Consider the following 21,901-nt stretch of genomic DNA (forward strand, 5'->3'; position numbering starts at 1 on the left):
AGGCACGCCGCCAGCGTTCGTCCTGAGCCAGGATCAAACTCTCAATTTAAAAGTTTAATCTTTTACTCATTACAATTGACTGACATTATTTCTTAACTTCTGTTTAATTTTCAAAGACCAATTTTTTTGCTTGCCATCTTGCGACAGCTTACTTAGTATATCATTTGAATTTCTTCTTGTCAACAACTTTTTGAATTTTTTAAATCTTCTTAAATTCTTTAATTTGTTGTTGTCTTATCGTCTCGCTTGACGACAAGGAATATCTTATCACAAATATTAACTCAGTTATATGCAATAAACTTCATTTATTTAAATTATAATCTTTTTACTTCATTTTTCTACATTTTACTTATTGATTATCATGTTGATACACAAGGATAAGTATCCTTTTATATTATCTGTTATTATATGTTTTTTATACTTATCCTATTATATTATTCAACCTCTTACTGCATTTTGATTATACAGCAATTTTTGTTTTTCCTCTCTTATTACTAACATTTCCTTGAGATTGTATTAATAATATAGAACTTACTATTAAAAGCATTCCTATTATCTGAAAAACATCTAAGCTTTCTTTAAAAATAATATACCCTAGAATTGTAGCAATTACTAATTCCACACTTGATATAATACTTGCTTTACTAGCTTCAATATACTCAAGAGCCTTCATAATTGACAAGCTTGGAATTAACGTTCCTATTGTACCTAACAAAGCTAAAATTATTATAGATTGTAAATTAAATTGTACCTTCATAGCTGCAGGTGTTACAAAACACCAAAGGAAAATAGTTGCAAATAAAAACGAATATATTAAATGTGTTTTCCTATTATAATTATTTTTTAATGATATCTTACCAATAATATTTTGAAGTGCTACAGCTACTCCTGAACCTATTCCCCACATTATTCCTGTTAAATTAAGTTTTAATGCCTCAATATCATATGCCTTTACCACTAAAACACACCCAATCAAAGCTAAAACTAAAGCTATTATCTTTTTTATTGTTATTTTCTCCTTAAATAAAAAATACGCTATTATAGTTGAGAATATTGGATTTGTAAATAATAATACTGCTGCAGTAGCTATATTTGTATATTTAACTGCATAGCTAGTTCCTAAAAACATCCCATCTAATGCAAAAATACCATATACCATAAATATGAAAATGCCTTTTAAATCCGTTTTAAAAATGGATCTATCCTTAATAATACTTATTATTATTAAAAATACTACTGCTATAGTTGGTCGTATAGCTGATATAAACATACAATCAAAATTCAAATCAGCTAATATCTTAACAAAAATATTAACTAATCCCCATCCTATCCCTGCTGTCAATGCTAGCAAATAACCTTTGTTTGAATTTGCTTCTTTAAATTCTTCCATATTTATACCTCCTAAAATATTTTTATCTCTATAAAACAAAAACAGGAAGAACTAATCCCAAAGATTAAGTTCTCTCTGTTTTGTCCAGAGTGCTAATCCAATATAATACTTTTACCTGAAAATTTTCCTTTACTTAATGGGTTAAAATAAAGGTTGTCCCTTCGGTGATTTCATTTTAAAAATTCTCTCTTATATCATGTATTTGTAAAATATATTCAATTATTTAAAATACTTCCATTTCTCTCAATACGACTATATATTATATTAGATAAACATATTTGTCAATAAAACATTATAATTCAATAATAAGTTAAAAATCTAAATACAAATACAGAGGTTTTGTTATGCACCATCACCTTAAAATTTATACTTCTAACACTTTACACTTCATATCTACACCTTCTCACTTAATAACTTTCTGATTTTCTTTAAGGATATATATCCTGGTCTTTACTGTTCCTATAGAAATATGTTACTTATGTTTTTTCTGCATATAAAAAAGCCAAGTACATGTTTAATGCACTCAGCTTCTATACTGGTTTATTACTATTATTTTATTTCTGTAGAATATTTTCCCTTTAACTCTTCTACAAATTCCATGTATCTAGTACTTTGTTTTTCTTGTGCAAGTTGATTTTTTAATTGGTCTTTAACTTGATCAAATGCTTGTACTGTACTCTCTTCTTTACCTTCTACTTTTATTAAGTGATATCCGAATTGAGTTTTAACTGGTTCACTTACAACTCCTGCTTCTAATGAGAATGCAGCTTCCTCAAATTCTGGAACCATTTGTCCTCTTCCGAATTTTCCTAAGCTACCACCTTGAGCTTTTGAAGGGCAAGTTGAAAATTCTGTAGCAGCTTCTTCAAATGCCATACCATTTTTAATTTTTTCTGATATTTCTTTTGCTGATTCTTCTGTTTCTACAAGTATATGTTTTGCAGCTACAGTTTCTGGAGTTTTAAATTTTTCTTTATTAGCTTCATAGAATTCTTCAACTTCTTTATCTGTAACTTCAACTGCTTTAATAACTTTTTCAATTGTTATTTGAGTTAAAATTTCTCTTTTTACGCCTTCTATTTTTTCCTTAAAGTCTTCTGAATTTTCTACTCCACTATCTTTTCCATAGTTATAGCATAATTCAAAAGCAACTAATTGATCTAATAATTGTTTTTTTCCTTCTTCAGTTGCTAAGAAACCTCTGCTTTGTTGAGGAAATCTTTCAACGGCTAATTTTAAATCTTTCTCAGTAATTTCTTTTCCTAAAACAGTAGCTAACACTTTATTTTCCATTATTATTCTCCTTTGATGTTTATTTGAAAGTTAAACACTTACCTATCTATAATAACATAAATGCCCATGTTTCAACAGAACGTTTTTATATTACTCATTTCTTATTATAAATCTCCCTTGTATATGTTTTTTATTCATCACTTTATTGTTCTTAAATTTTTCCTTCATTATAATACCTGATTTTAAATTTATTTATCCTCATCTTTACTATATAATTCATCTACTCTTTTGTTTATGTATTCAATATCAAAAGAATAACATATTCTTCTATCATCTTTATTCAATATTCTATAATGATTTGATATTACATTCTTTTGCACTCTATATTCTCCTTTAGCTTCAATATCATTCCACCAAATCTTGCCTCCCATAGTTTTAGTGTAGGTTTCCTCATACTTATCAAAAGCTAGACTTAATATAATATCTTGTGCATCTCCTCCTAGTGTCATTTGAAGAATTTCGCTATCTTTAAAAATTGAGCACACAGCTACTGCTGCCGTCCAACCCAAACTTCCTCTTTCTTTCTCAATTTGTATTAAAGTTTTCTTTGATATGCCAATTATCTGAGCCATCTTATCTTGAGTATAAGCTTTTTCGTTTCTTATAAGCTTTATTTTAGAATCAACTTTTTTAATAAATTCTTCTCTAGTCAAAAATATCACCTTCACCTTTTGCTCTTATAGTGTAACATTACACTGTAAGAGCACTTTTGTAAATATTTTTATTGATAAAGAAAACTATTTAGTTGAAATATCTATTATATTATCAGTTTAAAAAAATGAAGAATCCTTGGAAAAAGGATTCTTCATTTTTATTTATTTCTTCACCACATCCCCGATAACAAGTAAATTAGCTCCTCCATGCCAATCCCAGAAAATATTTTCTCCAATATTTTTTAACAAAAAAATTTTATCTTCATTAAGTAATCTTAGATATTTATCACCCTCTTGTTTAGTTAAATATTTTCTGAACTCTGCTATTTGCCAATAATTTTTAAACTTACATACCTCCGCTTCATACATACCAATAATATATTCATGTTTCTGTTCCTTTGACATTGCTGCATTACTTAATGAAAATGCTCTTCCTAATCCATATACACGAACATTTTTCAATCCACTTTTAGCAAAAAAATGTGGAATCTCTGCGGATGGCATACCTAATACAAATTCGGACATAGGATGCACTGTTTCATATATTAAAGAAATCTTATTTGCTAAATTCAATAGTTCTTTTCTCCATTTTTTTCTAGATAATATCCTCCATGCCGTGTTTGATGTCCATATGACATTGAAGTAATAGATGCAATACTTCCTCCATCTTTTACAACTCGAATCATTTCATTAAAAGCTTTTTTGACATCACTAGCAATACCTAAAAATGTATGACTTACAATCAAATCAAATTTATTATTGTCAAATGGTAGTTTGTATGCATTTCCAGTAATATATTTAATATCTTTCAAAGGCATTTTTTCAGATACATACTGTTTAGCAGCCTCTATTAGTTTTTCATCGTAATCTAAGCCTGTAAATACACATTCCTTTGATTCCTCAAATAATTCTTCAACCAAATAACGTGTAAATGCTCCTGTACCACATCCAACATCTAAAATTTGCATTCCTGATTCAATACCTAAATATTTAATAATCAATGGTTTCAAATCTTGGTTTAACATAAATTTTCTTGTCATTTCTAAATACGTAGGATTTTGAAAATATTTTGACCACTTCATACCCTATCATCTTCTTCCTCATTAACTTAATTACATTATATTAATTAAATTTTAGGAAGATTCCTCTACTAAGAACAGCTTTAAAAGGATAATGTTGCTACACAACATTATCCTTTAATTTCGCTGCTGATTCCCTATCTAAAACTATAGTTACATCATTATGTAATTGTAAAATTGATGCTGGAACCTCTGGTAGTATCTTTCCTTTTATCATTTCATAAACCACATCAGCTTTTGCTTCTCCATTTGCAAGTAGTAAAATTTTTTTAGACTGCATTATAGTTTTTATTCCCATACTTATAGCTTTTGTTGGAACCTCTTCTATTGAAGAAAAAAATCTTGAATTCGCTTCTATAGTATCCTGTGTAAGATTAACCAAATGAGTAGAAGCTTCAAAATTTATATTTGGTTCGTTAAAACCAATATGTCCATTACACCCTATCCCCAAAACTTGTATATCTATACCCCCTGATTCTCTTATCATTCTTTCATAATTCTCACATTCTGTTTCTATATCTAGAACATTTCCATTAGGTATATTAATATTTTCTTTTTTAACATTAATGTGAACAAATAAATTTTCTCTCATAAAATTATGATAACTTTGATCATTTTCTTCACTCAATCCATAATATTCATCTAAATTAAAAGTTTTAACAGTACTAAAATCCAATTCTCTATTTTTATACATATTTATAAGTTCTTTATACATTCCAACAGGAGTAGACCCTGTAGCTAACCCTAAAATACTATCTGGTTTTAATGTTATTTGACTAGCAATAACTTTTGCAGCCTTTATACTCATTTCTTGATAATTCTCAGTAACAATTATTCTCATTCCATTACACCTCTAATCCAAATTATTATATACTGTTTTACCTTCTATTATTGTTAAATAAATATTAAATTCATCATCAAAAATTGTTATATCTGCGTCCTTACCATCTTTAAAACTTCCTTTTTCATTATCAATTTTCAGCTCTTTTGCCCCATTTAAAGAAGCCATATTAACTACTTCATGTAACTCTAAGTTAGTATGTTCATACATATTTTTCAATGCAATATTAAGAGTAAGGATACTCCCAGCAAGCGTTCCATCTTCTAATCTTGCAGAAGTCTCATCTACAATAACTTTTTGTGTTCCAAGTTCATATTCTCCACACTTCATACAACCAGCTCTCATTGAATCAGTAACTAACACCACTCTATCTTTTCCCTTTACATTCACAAAAAATTGAAATAATCCAGGATGAACGTGTATAGTATCTGCAATCAACTCACAATTAACCTCACTTTGAAATGCTGCACCTACAACTCCCGGTTTTCTATGGTGAAGAGGAGTCATTGCATTAAAAGTATGAGTAACATGAGTCACTCCTTTTTTTATAGCATCCATAGCTTGTTCATAAGTAGCATTAGTATGACCTATAGATAATATAATGTCTTTATGCATCTCCATCTTTTTTATAAATTGGTTATTTTGGTCCATTTCAGGGGCTAAAGTAATTATTTTTATTATGTCAAAATAATCCTTTATAAAATCATAGCTTGGTTTTTTTATAAATTTTGAATTTTGAGCTCCTTTATACTTTTCATTTATAAAAGGCCCTTCCAGGTGAGCGCCCAATACCCTTGCTCCATTTAATTCCTTTTTCATACATTCCCTTATACAATCTAAGACATTATATATATCTTCACTACTCATAGTCATTGTTGTTGGTAAAAAGGCTGTAACTCCATTTTTACAAATAGTATTACTAATTTTTATAATATCTTCAATACTTCCATCCATAGTGTCACTGCCACCGCTACCGTGAATGTGTAAGTCAATAAATCCCGGGGACACATATTTACCCTTCGCATCAATTATCTGTTCTAAATCATATTGATAAAGCCTCTCTTTACTAATAATATGTTTGATTTTATTATCAAATAAAATAACACTATTCTGTAGTATACCTTCTTGAGTGATTATTTTCCCATTTATTATTGCTTTCATATAATTCCTTCTTTTTATATGTTTTATTGTATTGCTACTATGTTATGTGTTAAATAATTCAACTAAAAAGGCTATGAACTAATAATTATTTCACACTAACAATCATTCCACAGCCTGATAAATTTATTTTGAAAATTTTTTATTCATTAATATCATTTCTTTTACAATATTTTTTAGTGTTTCTGTTGTCATTAATTGGTCTTCTGCATGCATTAAAAGCAATGGAATTTGAACTTTATCCCCAGAAGCCTCTTGTTGTATTAATGAAAAATGAACTTCATGAGCCTTTAACATGCTACTTTCTGCAGTACTAACCTTAGCTTCTGCCTCTTCAAATTTTTCTTCTCTAGCATCTCTTAAAGCTTGAAACAATAGAGATTTCGCCTCTCCAACGTTACTAATTAATTGAAATGATATCTCTTCTAAATTAATCATCTTTATTCCTCTTTTCTATATCGTTATATTTTTTTATATTATATTCCATAGCTTATACTACCTTACTACCATGAATTTCTTTTGCTCCAGTAAACTCTAATATAAATTTTCTATTTTCCTTTGTTACTCCTTTTCCTGGCATAATAGAAATTCTATTATTAGAATATCTAACTAAATCTTTTAATTTTTCTTTTCCATTTAGTGCGTTTTCATTTCCACCTTTAGTTAATATTCTGTCAACACCTAATTTTGACAATTCATCAATAGCAATATATTTATCCTCTATTTCATCGAATGCCATATGAAATGTTGTGCTTATTGGTTTTGCTATTTCAACAAGCTCCTTTATTACATCTTTATCTATACAGCAATTTTTTAAAGCTCCAATTACAACTCCATATGCTCCAAGTTTCTTACAAGTGATAATATCATCCTTCATTATTTCAACTTCATCAGAGGAATATTCAAAATTTCCACCTCGTGGTCTAATAATAACCATAACAGGAATATTTAAGTTTAATATTGTTCTTTTTATTGTACCGTAACTTGGGGTAGTTCCATCTTCTAAAAGATTATCACAAAGTTCTATTCTATTAGCTCCAAATTTTTCAGCTTTTAAAGCTTGATTATAGTTTCCTACACAAGCTTCATATATAATCATAACCCATTACCTCCTATAATAATGAAACTATTTATATATAAAATTCAAGCATACATTTATAGTTTAATCAAAGGTAATTGGTGATTTAATTCTATTTAAATAAGCTTCTAACCATTGTTCTGAAGCTACGTCATAGGTTGTTTTCCCATGCTTAATTTTATTGCATACATAAACCATTGGTTTTTCATCCTCTGATACTACCGAAAATGAAAACCCTTCAATATTAGTTGAAACTCCCCATTCCCCTTTATTGTTAAGTGCAACTATAGAAATATCTCCTGATTTTCCTCTTCTTTTAATTAATTTTTCATTTAATTCTGAAACCGCTTTATCAGCTGCCTCTTGAGGCTGCAACCCATCTTTCATTAATCTCACTATCTCATATGAAATGCATCCCTTCATTAGGTCTTCACCAAGACCTGTTGCAGTTGCTCCTCCTACTTCACTATCTACATAAAATCCTGAACCTGAAATTGGAGAATCTCCAACTCTTCCTTTTTTCTTCATAAATAATCCACTTGTTGATGTTCCAACAACCATTTTACCTGCCTTATCAACAGAAATTATTCCAACTGTATCATGTCCATCATAAGGACTTAATCCCTTATCTACAGTTTTTCTTTTTCTTTTTTCATAATATCTCTTCGCTCTATCTGTTAACATATTTATTCTATGAAAACCTTCTTTTTTAGCATATTCATCTGCTCCTGCTCCTACTAAAAAACAATTAAATCTTTCTTTACTTAATTTTTTTGCAATACTTATTGGGTTTTTAAAATCTGTTATTCCACCAATAGCTCCAATTGAAAGTGTATCACCATCCATATAAGCAGCATCTAATTCCACCTGACAATTTTCATTTGGTAATCCACCATAACCAACTGATTTATAATAAGGAAAATCTTCAACAATTTTTATTGCTTTTTCTACGGCCTCACCTGAGTATCCATCATTTTTTAAATCTTCTGCTGCCTCTGTTATTCCTTCTATGGCCATTCTCCAAGTTGCTATCATTACCCATTTCATACTTTTTCCTCCAATCATTATTACATCGTTGCTATATTATTAAAGCAATAAATATGCCAATTAATTTAGTATTCTTTATAAATAAGGTTCTCACCCTATCTATAAATATTTTGTATTGCATTTAAATTAAGTGTATTATAAAATAATACATAATGTAATATTTACATACTAAAAACAACACAGTATTAGTTAATTTAATAAGTATTAATACATTATACAAACACTTTATTTACTTACAATATTTTTTTAAGTTAATCACTTTCATTAAATTTTGTGTCTTAAACACATCGAAAGGAATGAAGGTTTATATGAAAAGAATAGATTTAATTTATGCCGCTATGCAAAAATTAGATAACAGTGATGGAATTACAACTATAGAAATCAGTGACTACCTTAATTTAGAACGTTCTAATGTTAGTAAAGATTTAAATTTACTTGTTAAAAATAATTTTTTATACAAAAACAAATCTAGACCTGTAAAATATTTTTTAAATAATCATAACAACACAGATATTGTTAAACAACCATCAATGAATCAACTAGCTTATCTTTACCCTTCATTAATACCTGCATTAAAATTAGCTAAAACTTCTATATTATATCCGCCAAATGGAATGAATTGTTTAATTATTGGTGATACAGGTGTAGGTAAATCTATGCTTGCTTATTTAATACACGAGTATGCAAACTCATTACATACTACTAAAGACATACCTTTTATACATTTTAATTGTTCAGATTATTCTAATAATATTCAGCTTTTAAGTTCTCATCTTTTCGGAGTCAAAAAGGGTACCTTTACTGGTGCTAATAATGATAGAGCCGGTTTAATAGAACAAGCAGATGGTGGTATTTTATTTCTTGACGAAATACACAATCTACCAAGTGAAGGACAAGAAATGCTTTTTGTATTTATGGATACAGGCTATTTTAAAAGATTTGGAGAAGTTTCACATAAAATAAAATCTTCCGCTCGTGTTATTTGTTCAACAAATAAAGATATAAATGCTTCATTATTAGATACATTTATTAGAAGAATCCCAATTAAAATTTATCTTCCTGGATTAGATGAAAGACTTATAGAAGAACGTTTAACATTAATGGAATATTTTCTTAAAAAGGAAAGCTTAAAATTAGGCAAACCTGTACTTGTTTCTTATAATTCTATGCTTTGTTTATTATCTTACGATTGTCCTTATAACATAGGTCAATTAAAAAACGACATAACCTTAGCTGTTGCTAATGCTTATTCAGATTATTTCATAAATAATAAAAAACAAATAAAAATAAATAGTCCTGATTTACCAGATAATTTGAAAAATAAGCTTAACCAAACCTTAACTAAAGAAAAGAAGTTATTAAATTCTCTTAAAAGTTTAAATGGTTATTTTACCTATGATGAAAATACTAAAATAACAAGCCATTCATTTTTAAAACAAAAACAAACTATTCTTGAAAGTTTTAAAAACTTAATTACTAATATAATGATTGCTATAAACGGTAAAGATGTTACTAACACTTCTATAGTTACTATTTTTAATGATTATTTAACTACAGTAAAGAATAATATGTCAAATTATCATTTTAATCTAAATAACACGGCTTATGAAGATGTTCATAAAAATTTAATTATTATAAATAATGAAATTAAAACTTTTTTTACTGATGATATATTAAACAATTTCTTTCACATTCATATTGATATGATTTATGATAGGATTAACCTCATAAATACTAACTCATTGACAACTATAAATAAGCTTAAAGAAATTTTCCCAAATCATTATTCTATGGCTTTGGAATTCAAACATATTATTGAAGAAACTTATAATGTAAACTTATCACATATAGAAATATTATTTTTAGTTATTTTGGTTATCTATATATATGAAAAATGAACCTGGTATTTTAGTATCAGATTCATTTTTCATATATTTTTATATTACTATTTTACCCATATTTTTCACATTTAATATATTATTAATTTCATTTTCACTAAATTCGCATTCTTCTTTTATTATTTCCTTTATATATCTACCTGTTTTTAATGCTTTCTTAGCAATCTCAGCGGATTTTTCATATCCTAGTACAGGTGCTAAAGCAGTAACTATTCCTATGCTTTTTTCTACAAGCTCTTTACATCTTTCTTTATTTACTTCAATTCCATCAATACAATTATCTATAAAGGTTTTAATTCCATTTGTTAATATATTTATTGACTGGTATAAATTGAATATAATAATTGGGAAAAAAGCATTTAATTCTAATTGACCTGATTGTACAGCTAATGTAATGGTTACATCATTTCCTATGACTTGATATGATATTTGCTTCATAAGCTCTGGCATTACCGGATTAACCTTTCCTGGCATAATTGATGATCCATTTTGTTTAGCTGGAAGTCTAATTTCTCCAAATCCTGTTCTTGGTCCTGATGACATTAATATTAAATCTCCTGATAGTTTACTGATATTTATAGCACATACTTTTAATTGAGATGATATTTCTGAAAACTTATCTAAGTTTTGAGTTGCATCTACTAAATTTTCTGATTGATAGATATTATATCCTAATAACTTACTTAAAGTAGGTGCAACATTTTGTATATAGCTTTTATTAGCAGTTATTCCTGTTCCTATTGCTGTTCCACCTAAATTCACTTCTTCCAAATTCTTTTTAGTAATATTTAATCGTTTTGAATCTCTACCAATGGCTCTAGCAAAAGCCTTAAATTCACTTCCTAGACTTATAGGAACTGCATCCTGCATTTCAGTTCTACCCATTTTTATTATTGAATTAAATTCTATACCCTTTTTTAGCAAAGCTTTTTCTAATCTAGCTACTTCTTTAATACATTTATCCAAAAGTTTATACACTGTTATACTTGCTGCCGTTGGAATAACATCATTGGTAGATTGTCCCATATTAACATGGTCATTTGGATGCACTGGAAAGTTTTTTCCCTTTTCATAACCTAATATCTCATTAGCTCTATTTGCAATTATTTCGTTAATATTCATATTCATAGACGTTCCAGCCCCCCCTTGAATAGGGTCTGTAATAAATTGATTAATTAATTTACCCTCACATACTTCATCACAAGCCTTAATAATCGCTTTTCCTCTTTTTTCATCCAACTCGTTGCTTTCTAAATTAGCTATTGCACATGCTTTCTTTACTAAAGCTAAATCTCTTATAAAATTTTCATTTACCTGTAATCCACTTATTCTAAAGTTTTCATAAGCTCTTAGACTTTGTACTCCATAATAAACTTCCTTATCAACATTTTTTTCCCCAATAGAATCTTTTTCTATTCTAAATTCCATATTAATTCCTCCAAGCTATTTTTAAAATTTGCTTTATTTAGCTAACTCATATATAGCTCTTGCATATATTTGAATACACTTTTTAAGTAATTCTAATTCTATAAATTCATCTGCTTGATGAGCTAAATTATATTTTTCATCAAAAATCGGTCCAAAAGCTACGGTATTTGGCATTAATTTTGCATAGGTTCCTCCTCCTGTTGCTAATAATTTTCCAACTTCTCCAGTAGATTCTTCATATGCCTTTTTAAGTGCTGCTACTAATTTATGATTTTTAGGAAAATGTAATGGTGGATTATGATTCCCCTTTTCAAAAATTAAATTATTTTCCTTAGCTTTTTTCTTAATATTATCTATAATATTTTGATAACTCGCCGTAACAGGATATCTTATGTTACATCTCATTCTTATTTCATCATTATCTCCATTAATGATTCCAATGTTTAATGTAAGCTTTCCAGATTCCTCATCTGAAAAATTAATTCCTAGTTTTTCTCCTCTACAATCAAATCCAAGAATATTAGAAAATTCTTTTAAAAAATCTGTCAATTCATCTTCGGAGCTCAAAACTTCATTTAAATAAACTAAAAGATTAGATATTGCATTATTCCCTAGTTCAGGAGTACTTCCATGAGATGATTTTCCATAACTTTTAATTATAACTGTATCTTTTTTAATATCTGTAACTATATTATATTTTTCTTTTAATTTATCATCTCTAAATTCTTCACCTAATATCTTATTTGAATCACACACTAGCTTAATCTCACAATAATCTGGAACAATATTCGACTTTTTACCACCTTTAATATATTCAATTGTGTATCCTGGTAATTTTCTTTTAAATTTTTTTACTATTTCAAAAGTTAAAATACCTTTTTCAGAAGTTACAATTGGAAAATATGCATCTGGAGTAAAACATAGACTTGGTGGAGCTTCATTTTTTAAATAATATTTAATATCCACATCACCAGATTCTTCATTAGTTCCAAATATTATTCTAACCTTTTTTGATAACTTTATATTAGAATCTTTTATTAATTTTAAAGCATAAAGAGCACATAGTATTGGTCCCTTATCATCTAAAGAACCTCTAGCATATATTTTTCCATCTTTGATTACAGGATTAAAAGGATCTTGACTCCAGTTACTTCCTTCTGGAACTACGTCTATATGTCCAAGCACACCTACATAATCCTCACCTTCACCGTATTCAGCATAACCTATATAATTATCTAAATTAACTGTATTAAAACCATACTTTTTAGAAATTTCTAATGCACAATTTAATCCGTTTGCTATATTAAAACCAAAAGGTGCATTATCCTCACTTTTTGATTTTATTGTTTTCTTTTTTAATAATTCTTTTAAATCTTCTAAAAATTCTTCTTCAAATTCCATATATTTAAGAAACTCCACAATTAAATCCCTTCATTCTTAGTATTTTTATAATGAAAAATCAAAATCATCATCATCTTTTTCTTCTTCAACTTCTAATACACACTGCTTCTTGTCCATAACATTTAAAAATGGAAACCATATCCCCATAACAACAAACATATCAAATAATTGTAATAATGCACCCTTTATGCTTCCAGTAATTAAATATCCTTGAATTAATGGTGGTGTAGTCCAAGGTAAATAAATTCCATTTGGCTTTGGCACTATTCCAACATACATAACAAAATAATTAATCAATATCAGTACTACTGGTGATAATATTAATGGTATAAATGCAATAGGATTTAGTACAATTGGTAACCCAAACATTACAGGTTCATTTATATTAAACATACCTGGTATAACAGATATTTTACCAATTTCTTTATATTGTTTTGATTTTGATCTTAGAGCTAAAAATATACAAACAGCAAGAGTTGCTCCTATACCACCCATATATATTAAATCATAGAATTGTTCTGTTAATATATTTGGAGGAGTTAACCCAGCTTGAATGGCTGCCATATTTTGTTCTTGTAATTGCAACCAAAATGGTCTAACTACTCCATTTAAAGTTGAAGTTGCATTAATTCCTAGGAACCAGAACAATGATGATGTAACTGATAATCCTATAGCTCCTAAAACACTATTTCCTATAAAAGCTTGTGCTGGCATAGCTACTAATGAATAAATCATTTGTAATAATGAGCCATAGCTTGTCGCTGCAAAAATAGTACGAACTATTAATGTTAATGTTATAATTACAAAACCTGGTATTAAAGCTGAAAAAGCTTTTGAAACTGCCTCTGGTACACCCGCTGGCATCTTAATTGAAATATTTTTCTTAACAAATAAATTGAATATTTCTGTTACTACTATACCAACTATTATCGCTACTATAAGTCCTTTAGCTCCAATCCATCCCCCTATTTGCAATACTTTTGGTACAACATGAACTGTTCCATCTACTTCTATGCTTGAATCAAATGGTATTAATAATATAAAACTTGCTATTGATAGCAAAGATACTGTAAATGCATCTATGTTATATCGTTTTGATAAATTATAAGCAATTGCTGCTGCAATATATACTGACATAAAATCAAATGTTATTCTTACAGGTGTCATTATTAATTGAGGAAAATCTTCTCCAAATAATTTAACCTGTAGTTCTTCCCATCCATTAATAGGAAAATTGGCAATAATCATAAATATTGATCCTATAATTAAAAATGTCATAATAGTTGCAAATGAATCACGAATTGCTCTTAAATGTCTTTGGGCAGAAATTTTTTGAGCAACAGGACTAATTTTTTCATCTATTAATTTTTCAAACTTATTCATTTCCCTGTCTCCTTTTTAAATATTATTGGCAATGTTAATTCTCTGGTTTATTTAAGTAACTTTACTTATTTTGATTTGCTTTTATCATTTTAATAGCTTGTTTCAAAACTTTTTCTCCATTCATTGTTCCATAAGCTATTGAATTTACAACATCTAAAGGTATGTTGTGTTTTTCACATTTTTCTTCAATATCCTTTAATAAAAATTTTATTTGTGGCCCTAATAATATACAATCAGCTTTATTATTTTGAATTATTTCGAATGATTTCCCGAATGGCAATGCCTGTATTTCTACATCTACATTATGAACCTTAGCAGATTCCCTCATTTTTGATACCAATAGACTTGTAGACATCCCAGCATCACAGAATAAAAATATGTTTTTCATTATAACTCCCCCCAATGGTTTAATATTAAAATTATTCTTTGTTATAATTTATAGCAATTAACATGCCAATAATATTCACATCACAGATTTAGGTTTTTTACATAGTTTTAAATCATTTTTTATTTACTTAACTATGTGTGTATCGACTTTTAATACACATTTAAAACATTTTTTTAATTTTTATTGCTAGTGTATTAATTAAATACAAAGTTTGTATATTATGTAATTGATAGATAATACAGTAAATTAACTCCTTGTACATTTCATTTTATATACTCTGTATTAATATTGCAATATACTCACTAGTTATAATTCCTTTTGGGGTCAATATCACTTGAATTTTTGATTCTATATGGCTTAAATTAAACAATCCCCAAATTTTTATCCAACTTCCACTACAAACCTCCTCCCATTCAAAACTCTTGTAATAAATCAAAACACACTTTAATACTAATATTTAATGCATGAAAGGAGATAATTATGGATTTTAAAAAAATCAAATATTCAGTAGATGACAAAATTGCATATATCAACCTAAATAGTCCTCAGAATCTAAATGCTCTAGATGCACCAATGGTAAAAGAATTAATAGAAGTAATGGATATTTGTGCTGACAATAGAAGTGTTAAGGTTGTTATAATTTCAGGTGGCGAAAGAGCCTTTAGTTCAGGGGGAGATATTGGAGCAATGCGAAAAGCTTTAGATGGTGACATATTAGATTTCTTTGGCTCAACTATTCGTGATGTTGGTACTTTGGCACTAAAAATTCGTGATTTAAAGAAACCTGTTACGACTTCTATTAAAGGAGCTGCTGCTGACGCATGCTTTAATCTTGCTTTACTATATGATTTCCGTATAACAGCAGAAAACACTAAATTTATCCAAGTATTTGTTAATAATGAATTGGAAAGAAGAATATAAAAAAAGATTAGTTAAATAAAAAATATAGACCAGCATGCTAGAGAAATAATTAAAATAACCTATCCTAATTTTAGAAACACTTTAATCAAAGAAGCTAAAGAAGCAGGAATCATAATATAATAGAATATAACCTAGTATAAATTGAGCTTGGAGTTATTAAAACTCGTAAAAAATATGTGGTAAAGCATAAAAATCATTACATTGAAAATAAGCCTCACTATTTTATTACAACAATTCTTGATATACTTATAATATATTTTCTTAAAATGTAATAAAAAAACTTTCTTTATATTATAAAATATTACTTTATAATAAATTTTAAAATTGGAGGATATTACTATGAAATATACAAAAACAAAATATAAAATAGTAAATCCTAGAATACCAAATGAATTAGATGAATTTCAGTGTTTCAATAATAATATTCAAAAATATGATTCTGTATGTATGGCGGTTATCTGCGATTGCTCTATTGAAAACCAAACTGCAGAACATGTAAGCTTTGAGCAGATGGTGTTCAGAAATGTAACTTTTAAACATATATCATTTAATTTTCTTGATTTAACTGATGTTAGATTTGAAAACTGCGATTTATCTAATATAGATTTTTATGGTTCTATCATACACAGAGTTGAAATGGTAAATTGCAAAATAATGGGTATTAATTTGAATGAAGCTACTTTACAAAATGTAATATTTGATAACTGCAACGGTAGTTATGCTTCTTTTACATTTGCAAGATGTAAACAGGTGAATTTTAAAGAGTGTTTATTAAGTAATGCTATTTTTCAGGAAGTTAATTTTGATAAGGTAAGCTTTGATCATTCTGATTTGCAACAAGCTGAAATGTCAGGAACAAAACTAAATGGAATTGATTTAAGTAATTGTGAAATAGAAGGACTAGTAGTAAAAATACAGGATTTATATGGTGCTATTGTTTCACCAATACAAACAATTTCACTTTCAAAACTTCTAGGTCTTACTGTAAAATATGACTGAGCATAGCTTTTAATAATCAAGGAGAATCTTAAACTAGATAATTAAAAAAACATAAAATATTGATTTTATTCATAAAAATAAGATCAATGCTTTATGTTATTTAATATCCCCTAATTATTATTATTATTTTTTTTTATTATAACACCTAATTAAATATGGTTATTTTATTCCTCGATTTCTTCCACTACGTTTAGATATATAAAGGTTTTCATCAGCCTTAGCTATAAGTTCTTTAATAGACTTTTCTTTACAAGCTGCAACTCCTCCACTTATAGTAATTTTTATTTCACCTTCATTAAAACTCGAAGCTTCAATTTTTTTTCGTATTCTTTCAAATATATGCCAAGCTTTTTCTGCATCTGCATTTGGTAAAACAATCAAAAATTCTTCCCCACCATATCTTCCTACAGCATCTTTCCCTCTAATACTTTCCTCAATAATTGAAGCTACCTGCTGTAATACCATATCTCCTGCTTGATGTCCATAATTATCATTTACATTCTTAAAATAATCAATATCACAAAGAACAATAGAAATATCTGTTTTTTCTAAGAACGATATTCTTAAAACTTCCTCTAGATATTTAAAAATATGTTCCCTATTAAGAACTTTTGTTAACCAATCCTTTGTATTCTTCTCTCTTAATCTATTTTCTTCTATTTTTAATCTTTGATTAATTTTTTCCATTTGATCTAGCTGCTGCTTTGTTTTTGTAATATCTTTAGATATACAAGTATATCCATTAATCTTCCCGTCCTCATCCTTAAGACAAGTAAATATAGATAACACCAACGAAGAAAATCCATTTGATTTTATCAAGGTATTTTCGATATTTTCAGCAGTACCCTTCTCTTTTATATCCTTTATTATTTTTTCTTCATCAAATGTTTCATCAAAAATCATATGTATAGGTTTATTTTCTAAACCCTTCAAATCATATCCTAAAAGATTTAATCCATATTCATTAATTTTTATAATTCTTAAATCTTTATCCAAAATAATAAATAAATCTCCAACGGAGTTAATAATATTCTCAAGATTATTCTTTGATATTAAGGTAGTTGCTAATTTATTAGACATTTCATTGAAGGATGCTGCAAGCTGACCAATTTCATTTTCAACATAAATCTCTACTTGAACATTAAGGTTTTTATCCGAAATTGCCTTTATTCTTTTTGTAAGATAAACAATAGGTCGAGTAATTAATTTAGATGTAGCATAAGAAACGATCAAAAGTGCCAGCAATATATATATACTTATCACTATACCTGTACTCTTAGTAATTTCCTTAAGTTTTTCGTCAACCGTACTGTAATCATATTCAATTTGAATTACTTTCTTAGAATCCTCAAGAGTACTATAAAAGGTATTTACAAATATGTATTCTTTACAGACAACTCCCTTTTTATTGTTTATGATATAGTTTTTCTCTGTACTTAAAACTTTTTCAATGATTTTTAATTCCTCTTGATTTTTTTCTCGCTTATAATGTCCTAAAACAAAATGATTATGGTCGTAAATAAATAAATTTTTTATATATGGATTGTTCTTTTTTAACTCTTTTTCCATCGCAGCATAATCAACTTTTTTTATATATTTTTTAAGTTCTTCTGATGAAAGTCCTACTTCAAGGATATATTCATGATCATCAGTAGGCGAATACCCCCATTTTCTTAACTCATAGGTTACTATTTCTGATGTTACTTTTGAAATTTCTATATTATTTCCTTTTCTGATTTGAGTAAGATTTTCATAAAAGTCTGGAATTTGTTTAAAATCAATTCCTAAAGCTTTGGGAAAAGTTGAATAAATAATGATACCATTCTTATCAATAATATAAAAATCCAGTAAACTATTATATTTTTCTTTCATCTCTTCAAAATTAATACTCTCAAGGTCGTTTTTATGTTTGTTATATTCATCCTTAAAAAGGTTTAGACTTTCTTTCATCAAATGATCATAATAACTTGAAACCAATTCATAGCTTTTTTCAGTACGATTAATTGTTTCAATCACAGATAATTTAGATTCATTAGTTACAATAAATGCATTTTTTAAAATATTACTTTTCAAATTAAAATAATTTATTCCTGTTATAATTAAAAGTATAGGTATTATAATAGCCATCATTATTATCATTACACTATAGCGTATAGAAATATTTTTTAATTTCATGTTTTCCTCACATATAAATAAAGTTATATTTTATAAAATATAACTTTAATTTTACAAAACAATCCTTTACATTACAAGAAATAATAAACCCATTATATTTCACATTCATATTATTTAATCATATTTTTTCTCTTATATAATAAACATGGTAGATTTTTAGGCAACTTTCAACTCACCCTCTACCATGTAAATTAACTATTGTTATTAATCTTTTAAACATAAGCTATAACAATATATCTTCATTTTTATTTATTTTTTACCACATCTCCAATAACAAGTAAATTAGCTCCACCATGCCAATCCCAAAAAATATTTTCGCCAATATTTTTTAATAAAAAGTTTTTATTTTCATTAAGTAAGCTTAGATATTTATCCTTCTCTTGTTTAGTTAAATATTTTCTAAACTCTTCTATTTCCCAATAATTTTTAAACTTACATACCTCTGCTTCATACATACCAATAATGTATTCTTCTTTTTCTTCCTTTGACATTGCTGCATTACTTAGTGAAAATACTCTTCCTAATCCATATATTCTAACATTTTTTAATCCGCTTTCAGCAAAAAAGTGTGGTATCTCTGAAGATGGCTTACCTAATACAAATTCCCACGTAGAATGTACTCTTTCATATATATATATAATCTTATCTGCTAAATCTGATAACTCTTTTCTCCATTCTTTTTCTGGATAATACCCTTCATGCCATGCTTGATGTCCATATGACATTGAAGTAACAGATGCAATACTTCCGCCAGGTTTCACAACTCTAATCATTTCATTTAAAGCTGTTTTTACATCACTAGCAATACCTAAAAATGTATGGCTTACAATTAAATCAAATTTATTGTTATCAAATGGTAGTTTATACGCATTTCCAATAATATATTTAATATCTTGAACCGATATTTTTTCAGATACATACTGTTTAGCAACCTCTATTAGTTTTTCATCATAGTCTATCCCTGTAAATTCACATTTTTTTGACTCCTCAAGTAATTCTTCAACCAAATAACGTGTAAATGCTCCTGTACCACATCCAACATCTAAAACTTCCATTCCTGATTCAATCCCTAAATATTTAACAATCAATGGTTTTAAATCTTGGTTTAACATAAATTTTCTTGTCATTTCTAAATACGTAGGATTCTGAAAATATTTTGACCACTTCATATCCTATCACTCTCTTCCTCATTTACTTAGCTACATTATATTACCTATAGTAATTAACATTTTATGCTCAGTATCTGAGAAAGATACATTATAAATAATATTTATATTATTATAATTTCCCTTATTTTTTCTATATATGAATTCCAGATTTAAAATTAAACTTTCTGCTTGAATCTACTTCTATATTATTAAAAAACTTATATGATACTATCAACAGTATTGCTCCACATATTAACTGAATTATACTAAATTTTTCTTCACCAATATTTAAGAATGGAATGAATACCCTTAATGACACCAGCGAATTATTCACAAAATGTAAAAACATGCTAAGTAATAATGAATTTGTTTTAATATACACAAATCCTAGCAATAATCCTATAAAAAATGCATTAACACCTTGATGTATGTTTAAATGCATTATTGCAAATAATAATGATGAGACAATTACTGCTCTTATCATTCCATATCTTTTATACAGCTGTTCCAATATAATTCCTCTACAAATTGTTTCCTCAAAAATCGGAGCAATTACGCTTACATAAATTGTCAATATAATTGGAGTCTTAACCAATTCATCAAAGGCTTCTTCTATCCATTGACTTACTTGAATATTTGATAATAATAATTCTAGAGTGTTTGAATAAACAAAAGTATATCCTAATACCGCTAAAACTACATAAATACCTTCTTTAAATTTAGGTTTATATTGTATCTTTAGTTTAAAATCTTCTCTTAAATTGATTCTCTTGATTACTTTTCTAATAATGTAAATATACACTACTATTTCATTTAATATTTTAATATACTGAGCAATTGTATTTAAACTAGCGTCCTCAAAAGCAGCTGCTACTAACCCCAAAGGAATCATAAGTAAAAATTGTGCTATATTAATCATAAACAATAATTCAATACTTTCTCCTATAGATATTCCTTTTTGCTCCGTTGATATTTCCATACTTCTCGCCTTTCTTTAAACATAGGTATTTCATGTTGTTGTGGTATATGTATTTATTTTATTAATCATCTTGTAAATTATACTTGTTATACTAATATTTATCTAAGATAACTATAACCCACCTAACTCTTGCCTCTGAAATTAATTAAATAATTAAGGAAAAATATATTTTTTTAAGTAATATTATTATTCTTCTAACTTATTATCAATACTTTTAAAGTGAACTATAACAAGGTAAATTGTTATAATAATAAATACAGTACACATACACCCACCAATTGCAATTAATACCCTATTTAAACTTCCATCTAATAAAATTGGAGCAGCTATTGATATTGATGCTAAAAACGGAATTTTTATGTTTAATCTTCTTATATTGTATTTTTTACTTAAAATTTTCAAACCTACTCCTATTACTAATAACAAAGGAACTGATATTATTAGTATTACTAAAAATTGCATTCCACAACCATCATACCACGGAAGACTTTTATTTAAAGATGTATAAATCATCAAAGAAAATCCTAAAACTACAATCTCAACTAAACTCAACACAGTATATATGATATTATTTATATTTTTCCCCATTATAACACCTCATCTTAAATTTATTTATCTTTAACTAATTCACCATAAAGACAA

The 21,901-nt window shown here is 27.4% G+C and carries 21 protein-coding genes and 1 riboswitch; of the genes, 3 read left to right on the plus strand and 18 right to left on the minus strand.

Translation table 11 applies throughout. From position 1 onward, the window contains the following. Positions 1–460: 460 nt before the first annotated feature. The 10 genes from OW763_RS15540 to OW763_RS15585 all read right to left on the minus strand — a co-directional run bounded on the left by OW763_RS15540 (position 461) and on the right by OW763_RS15585 (position 8,539). Complete coding sequence (locus tag OW763_RS15540; RefSeq protein WP_268042334.1) at positions 461–1,390, minus strand: DMT family transporter; 930 nt, start codon at positions 1,388–1,390, stop codon at positions 461–463. A 93-nt stretch (positions 1,391–1,483) separates the two neighbouring features. Continuing rightward, positions 1,484–1,592, minus strand: a riboswitch (glycine riboswitch). A 347-nt stretch (positions 1,593–1,939) separates the two neighbouring features. Beyond that, positions 1,940–2,683 carry a peptidylprolyl isomerase gene (locus OW763_RS15545; protein ID WP_268042336.1) on the minus strand — a complete coding sequence of 248 codons (744 nt, stop codon included), beginning with the start codon at positions 2,681–2,683 and terminating at the stop codon, positions 1,940–1,942. 188 nt (positions 2,684–2,871) lie between these two features. Next, the gene (locus tag OW763_RS15550) at positions 2,872–3,336 is read right to left on the minus strand and encodes a transcriptional regulator (RefSeq protein ID WP_268042338.1); all 465 of its coding nucleotides are present in this window, start codon (positions 3,334–3,336) and stop codon (positions 2,872–2,874) included. A 162-nt stretch (positions 3,337–3,498) separates the two neighbouring features. Further along, positions 3,499–3,909 (minus strand): hypothetical protein, encoded by a 411-nt coding sequence (locus OW763_RS15555; RefSeq protein ID WP_268042340.1) that lies wholly within the window; start codon positions 3,907–3,909, stop codon positions 3,499–3,501. Further along, a complete protein-coding gene (locus OW763_RS15560) occupies positions 3,906–4,418 on the minus strand; it encodes a class I SAM-dependent methyltransferase (protein ID WP_268042342.1) in 513 nt (170 codons plus the stop codon). Before OW763_RS15560 ends, OW763_RS15555 begins: the two co-directional genes overlap by 4 nt. Before the next feature lie 97 nt (positions 4,419–4,515). After that, positions 4,516–5,256: a glucosamine-6-phosphate deaminase gene (nagB, locus tag OW763_RS15565; RefSeq protein ID WP_268042344.1), complete on the minus strand. Its 741-nt coding sequence runs from the start codon at positions 5,254–5,256 to the stop codon at positions 4,516–4,518. A gap of 12 nt (positions 5,257–5,268) precedes the next feature. Continuing rightward, entirely contained in the window at positions 5,269–6,417 is a 1,149-nt protein-coding gene (nagA, locus tag OW763_RS15570) for an N-acetylglucosamine-6-phosphate deacetylase (protein ID WP_268042346.1), read from the minus strand. A gap of 123 nt (positions 6,418–6,540) precedes the next feature. Further along, the gene (locus tag OW763_RS15575) at positions 6,541–6,852 is read right to left on the minus strand and encodes a PTS sugar transporter subunit IIA (RefSeq protein WP_268042348.1); all 312 of its coding nucleotides are present in this window, start codon (positions 6,850–6,852) and stop codon (positions 6,541–6,543) included. Positions 6,853–6,904: 52 nt separating this feature from the next. Beyond that, the gene (locus OW763_RS15580; RefSeq protein WP_268042350.1) at positions 6,905–7,513 is read right to left on the minus strand and encodes a copper homeostasis protein CutC; all 609 of its coding nucleotides are present in this window, start codon (positions 7,511–7,513) and stop codon (positions 6,905–6,907) included. 63 nt (positions 7,514–7,576) lie between these two features. Further along, a complete protein-coding gene (locus OW763_RS15585; protein ID WP_268042352.1) occupies positions 7,577–8,539 on the minus strand; it encodes a glycosylasparaginase in 963 nt (320 codons plus the stop codon). 308 nt (positions 8,540–8,847) lie between these two features. Between OW763_RS15585 and OW763_RS15590 the strand changes: the two genes are divergently transcribed. Continuing rightward, entirely contained in the window at positions 8,848–10,437 is a 1,590-nt protein-coding gene (locus tag OW763_RS15590; RefSeq protein WP_268042354.1) for a sigma 54-interacting transcriptional regulator, read from the plus strand. Positions 10,438–10,476: 39 nt separating this feature from the next. On the opposite strand, the gene OW763_RS15595 is transcribed toward OW763_RS15590, so the two are convergent. The 4 genes from OW763_RS15595 to OW763_RS15610 form a co-directional block, all read right to left on the minus strand. After that, positions 10,477–11,865, minus strand: a complete 1,389-nt coding sequence (locus tag OW763_RS15595) for an aspartate ammonia-lyase (RefSeq protein WP_268042356.1) — start codon at positions 11,863–11,865, stop codon at positions 10,477–10,479. Positions 11,866–11,898: 33 nt separating this feature from the next. Further along, positions 11,899–13,284, minus strand: a complete 1,386-nt coding sequence (gene pepV, locus OW763_RS15600; protein WP_268042358.1) for a dipeptidase PepV — start codon at positions 13,282–13,284, stop codon at positions 11,899–11,901. Positions 13,285–13,311: 27 nt separating this feature from the next. Beyond that, entirely contained in the window at positions 13,312–14,649 is a 1,338-nt protein-coding gene (locus OW763_RS15605) for a PTS sugar transporter subunit IIC (RefSeq protein WP_268042360.1), read from the minus strand. A 61-nt stretch (positions 14,650–14,710) separates the two neighbouring features. After that, entirely contained in the window at positions 14,711–15,037 is a 327-nt protein-coding gene (locus OW763_RS15610) for a PTS sugar transporter subunit IIB (RefSeq protein ID WP_268042362.1), read from the minus strand. 480 nt (positions 15,038–15,517) lie between these two features. Here OW763_RS15610 and OW763_RS15615 point away from each other — a divergent pair, with 480 nt between their 5' ends. Then, positions 15,518–15,958, plus strand: coding sequence for an enoyl-CoA hydratase/isomerase family protein (locus OW763_RS15615; RefSeq protein WP_268042364.1), 441 nt, complete (start codon positions 15,518–15,520; stop codon positions 15,956–15,958). Positions 15,959–16,297: 339 nt separating this feature from the next. Next, complete coding sequence (locus OW763_RS15620) at positions 16,298–16,957, plus strand: pentapeptide repeat-containing protein (RefSeq protein ID WP_268042366.1); 660 nt, start codon at positions 16,298–16,300, stop codon at positions 16,955–16,957. Between the two features lie 159 nt (positions 16,958–17,116). Here OW763_RS15620 and OW763_RS15625 read toward each other — a convergent pair whose 3' ends face one another. The 4 genes from OW763_RS15625 to OW763_RS15640 all read right to left on the minus strand — a co-directional run bounded on the left by OW763_RS15625 (position 17,117) and on the right by OW763_RS15640 (position 21,847). Continuing rightward, positions 17,117–19,132 (minus strand): sensor domain-containing diguanylate cyclase, encoded by a 2,016-nt coding sequence (locus tag OW763_RS15625; RefSeq protein WP_268042369.1) that lies wholly within the window; start codon positions 19,130–19,132, stop codon positions 17,117–17,119. 245 nt (positions 19,133–19,377) lie between these two features. Continuing rightward, complete coding sequence (locus OW763_RS15630; protein ID WP_268042371.1) at positions 19,378–20,301, minus strand: class I SAM-dependent methyltransferase; 924 nt, start codon at positions 20,299–20,301, stop codon at positions 19,378–19,380. A gap of 130 nt (positions 20,302–20,431) precedes the next feature. Beyond that, on the minus strand, positions 20,432–21,259 hold the full coding sequence (locus OW763_RS15635) for a CPBP family intramembrane glutamic endopeptidase (RefSeq protein ID WP_268042373.1): 828 nt from the start codon (positions 21,257–21,259) through the stop codon (positions 20,432–20,434). 186 nt (positions 21,260–21,445) lie between these two features. After that, the gene (locus OW763_RS15640; RefSeq protein WP_268042375.1) at positions 21,446–21,847 is read right to left on the minus strand and encodes a hypothetical protein; all 402 of its coding nucleotides are present in this window, start codon (positions 21,845–21,847) and stop codon (positions 21,446–21,448) included. Positions 21,848–21,901: the final 54 nt, after the last annotated feature.

It is taken from the genome of Clostridium aestuarii (assembly GCF_026735135.1).
In the GTDB taxonomy this organism is placed as follows: Bacteria; Bacillota; Clostridia; order Clostridiales; family Clostridiaceae; genus Clostridium_H; species Clostridium_H aestuarii.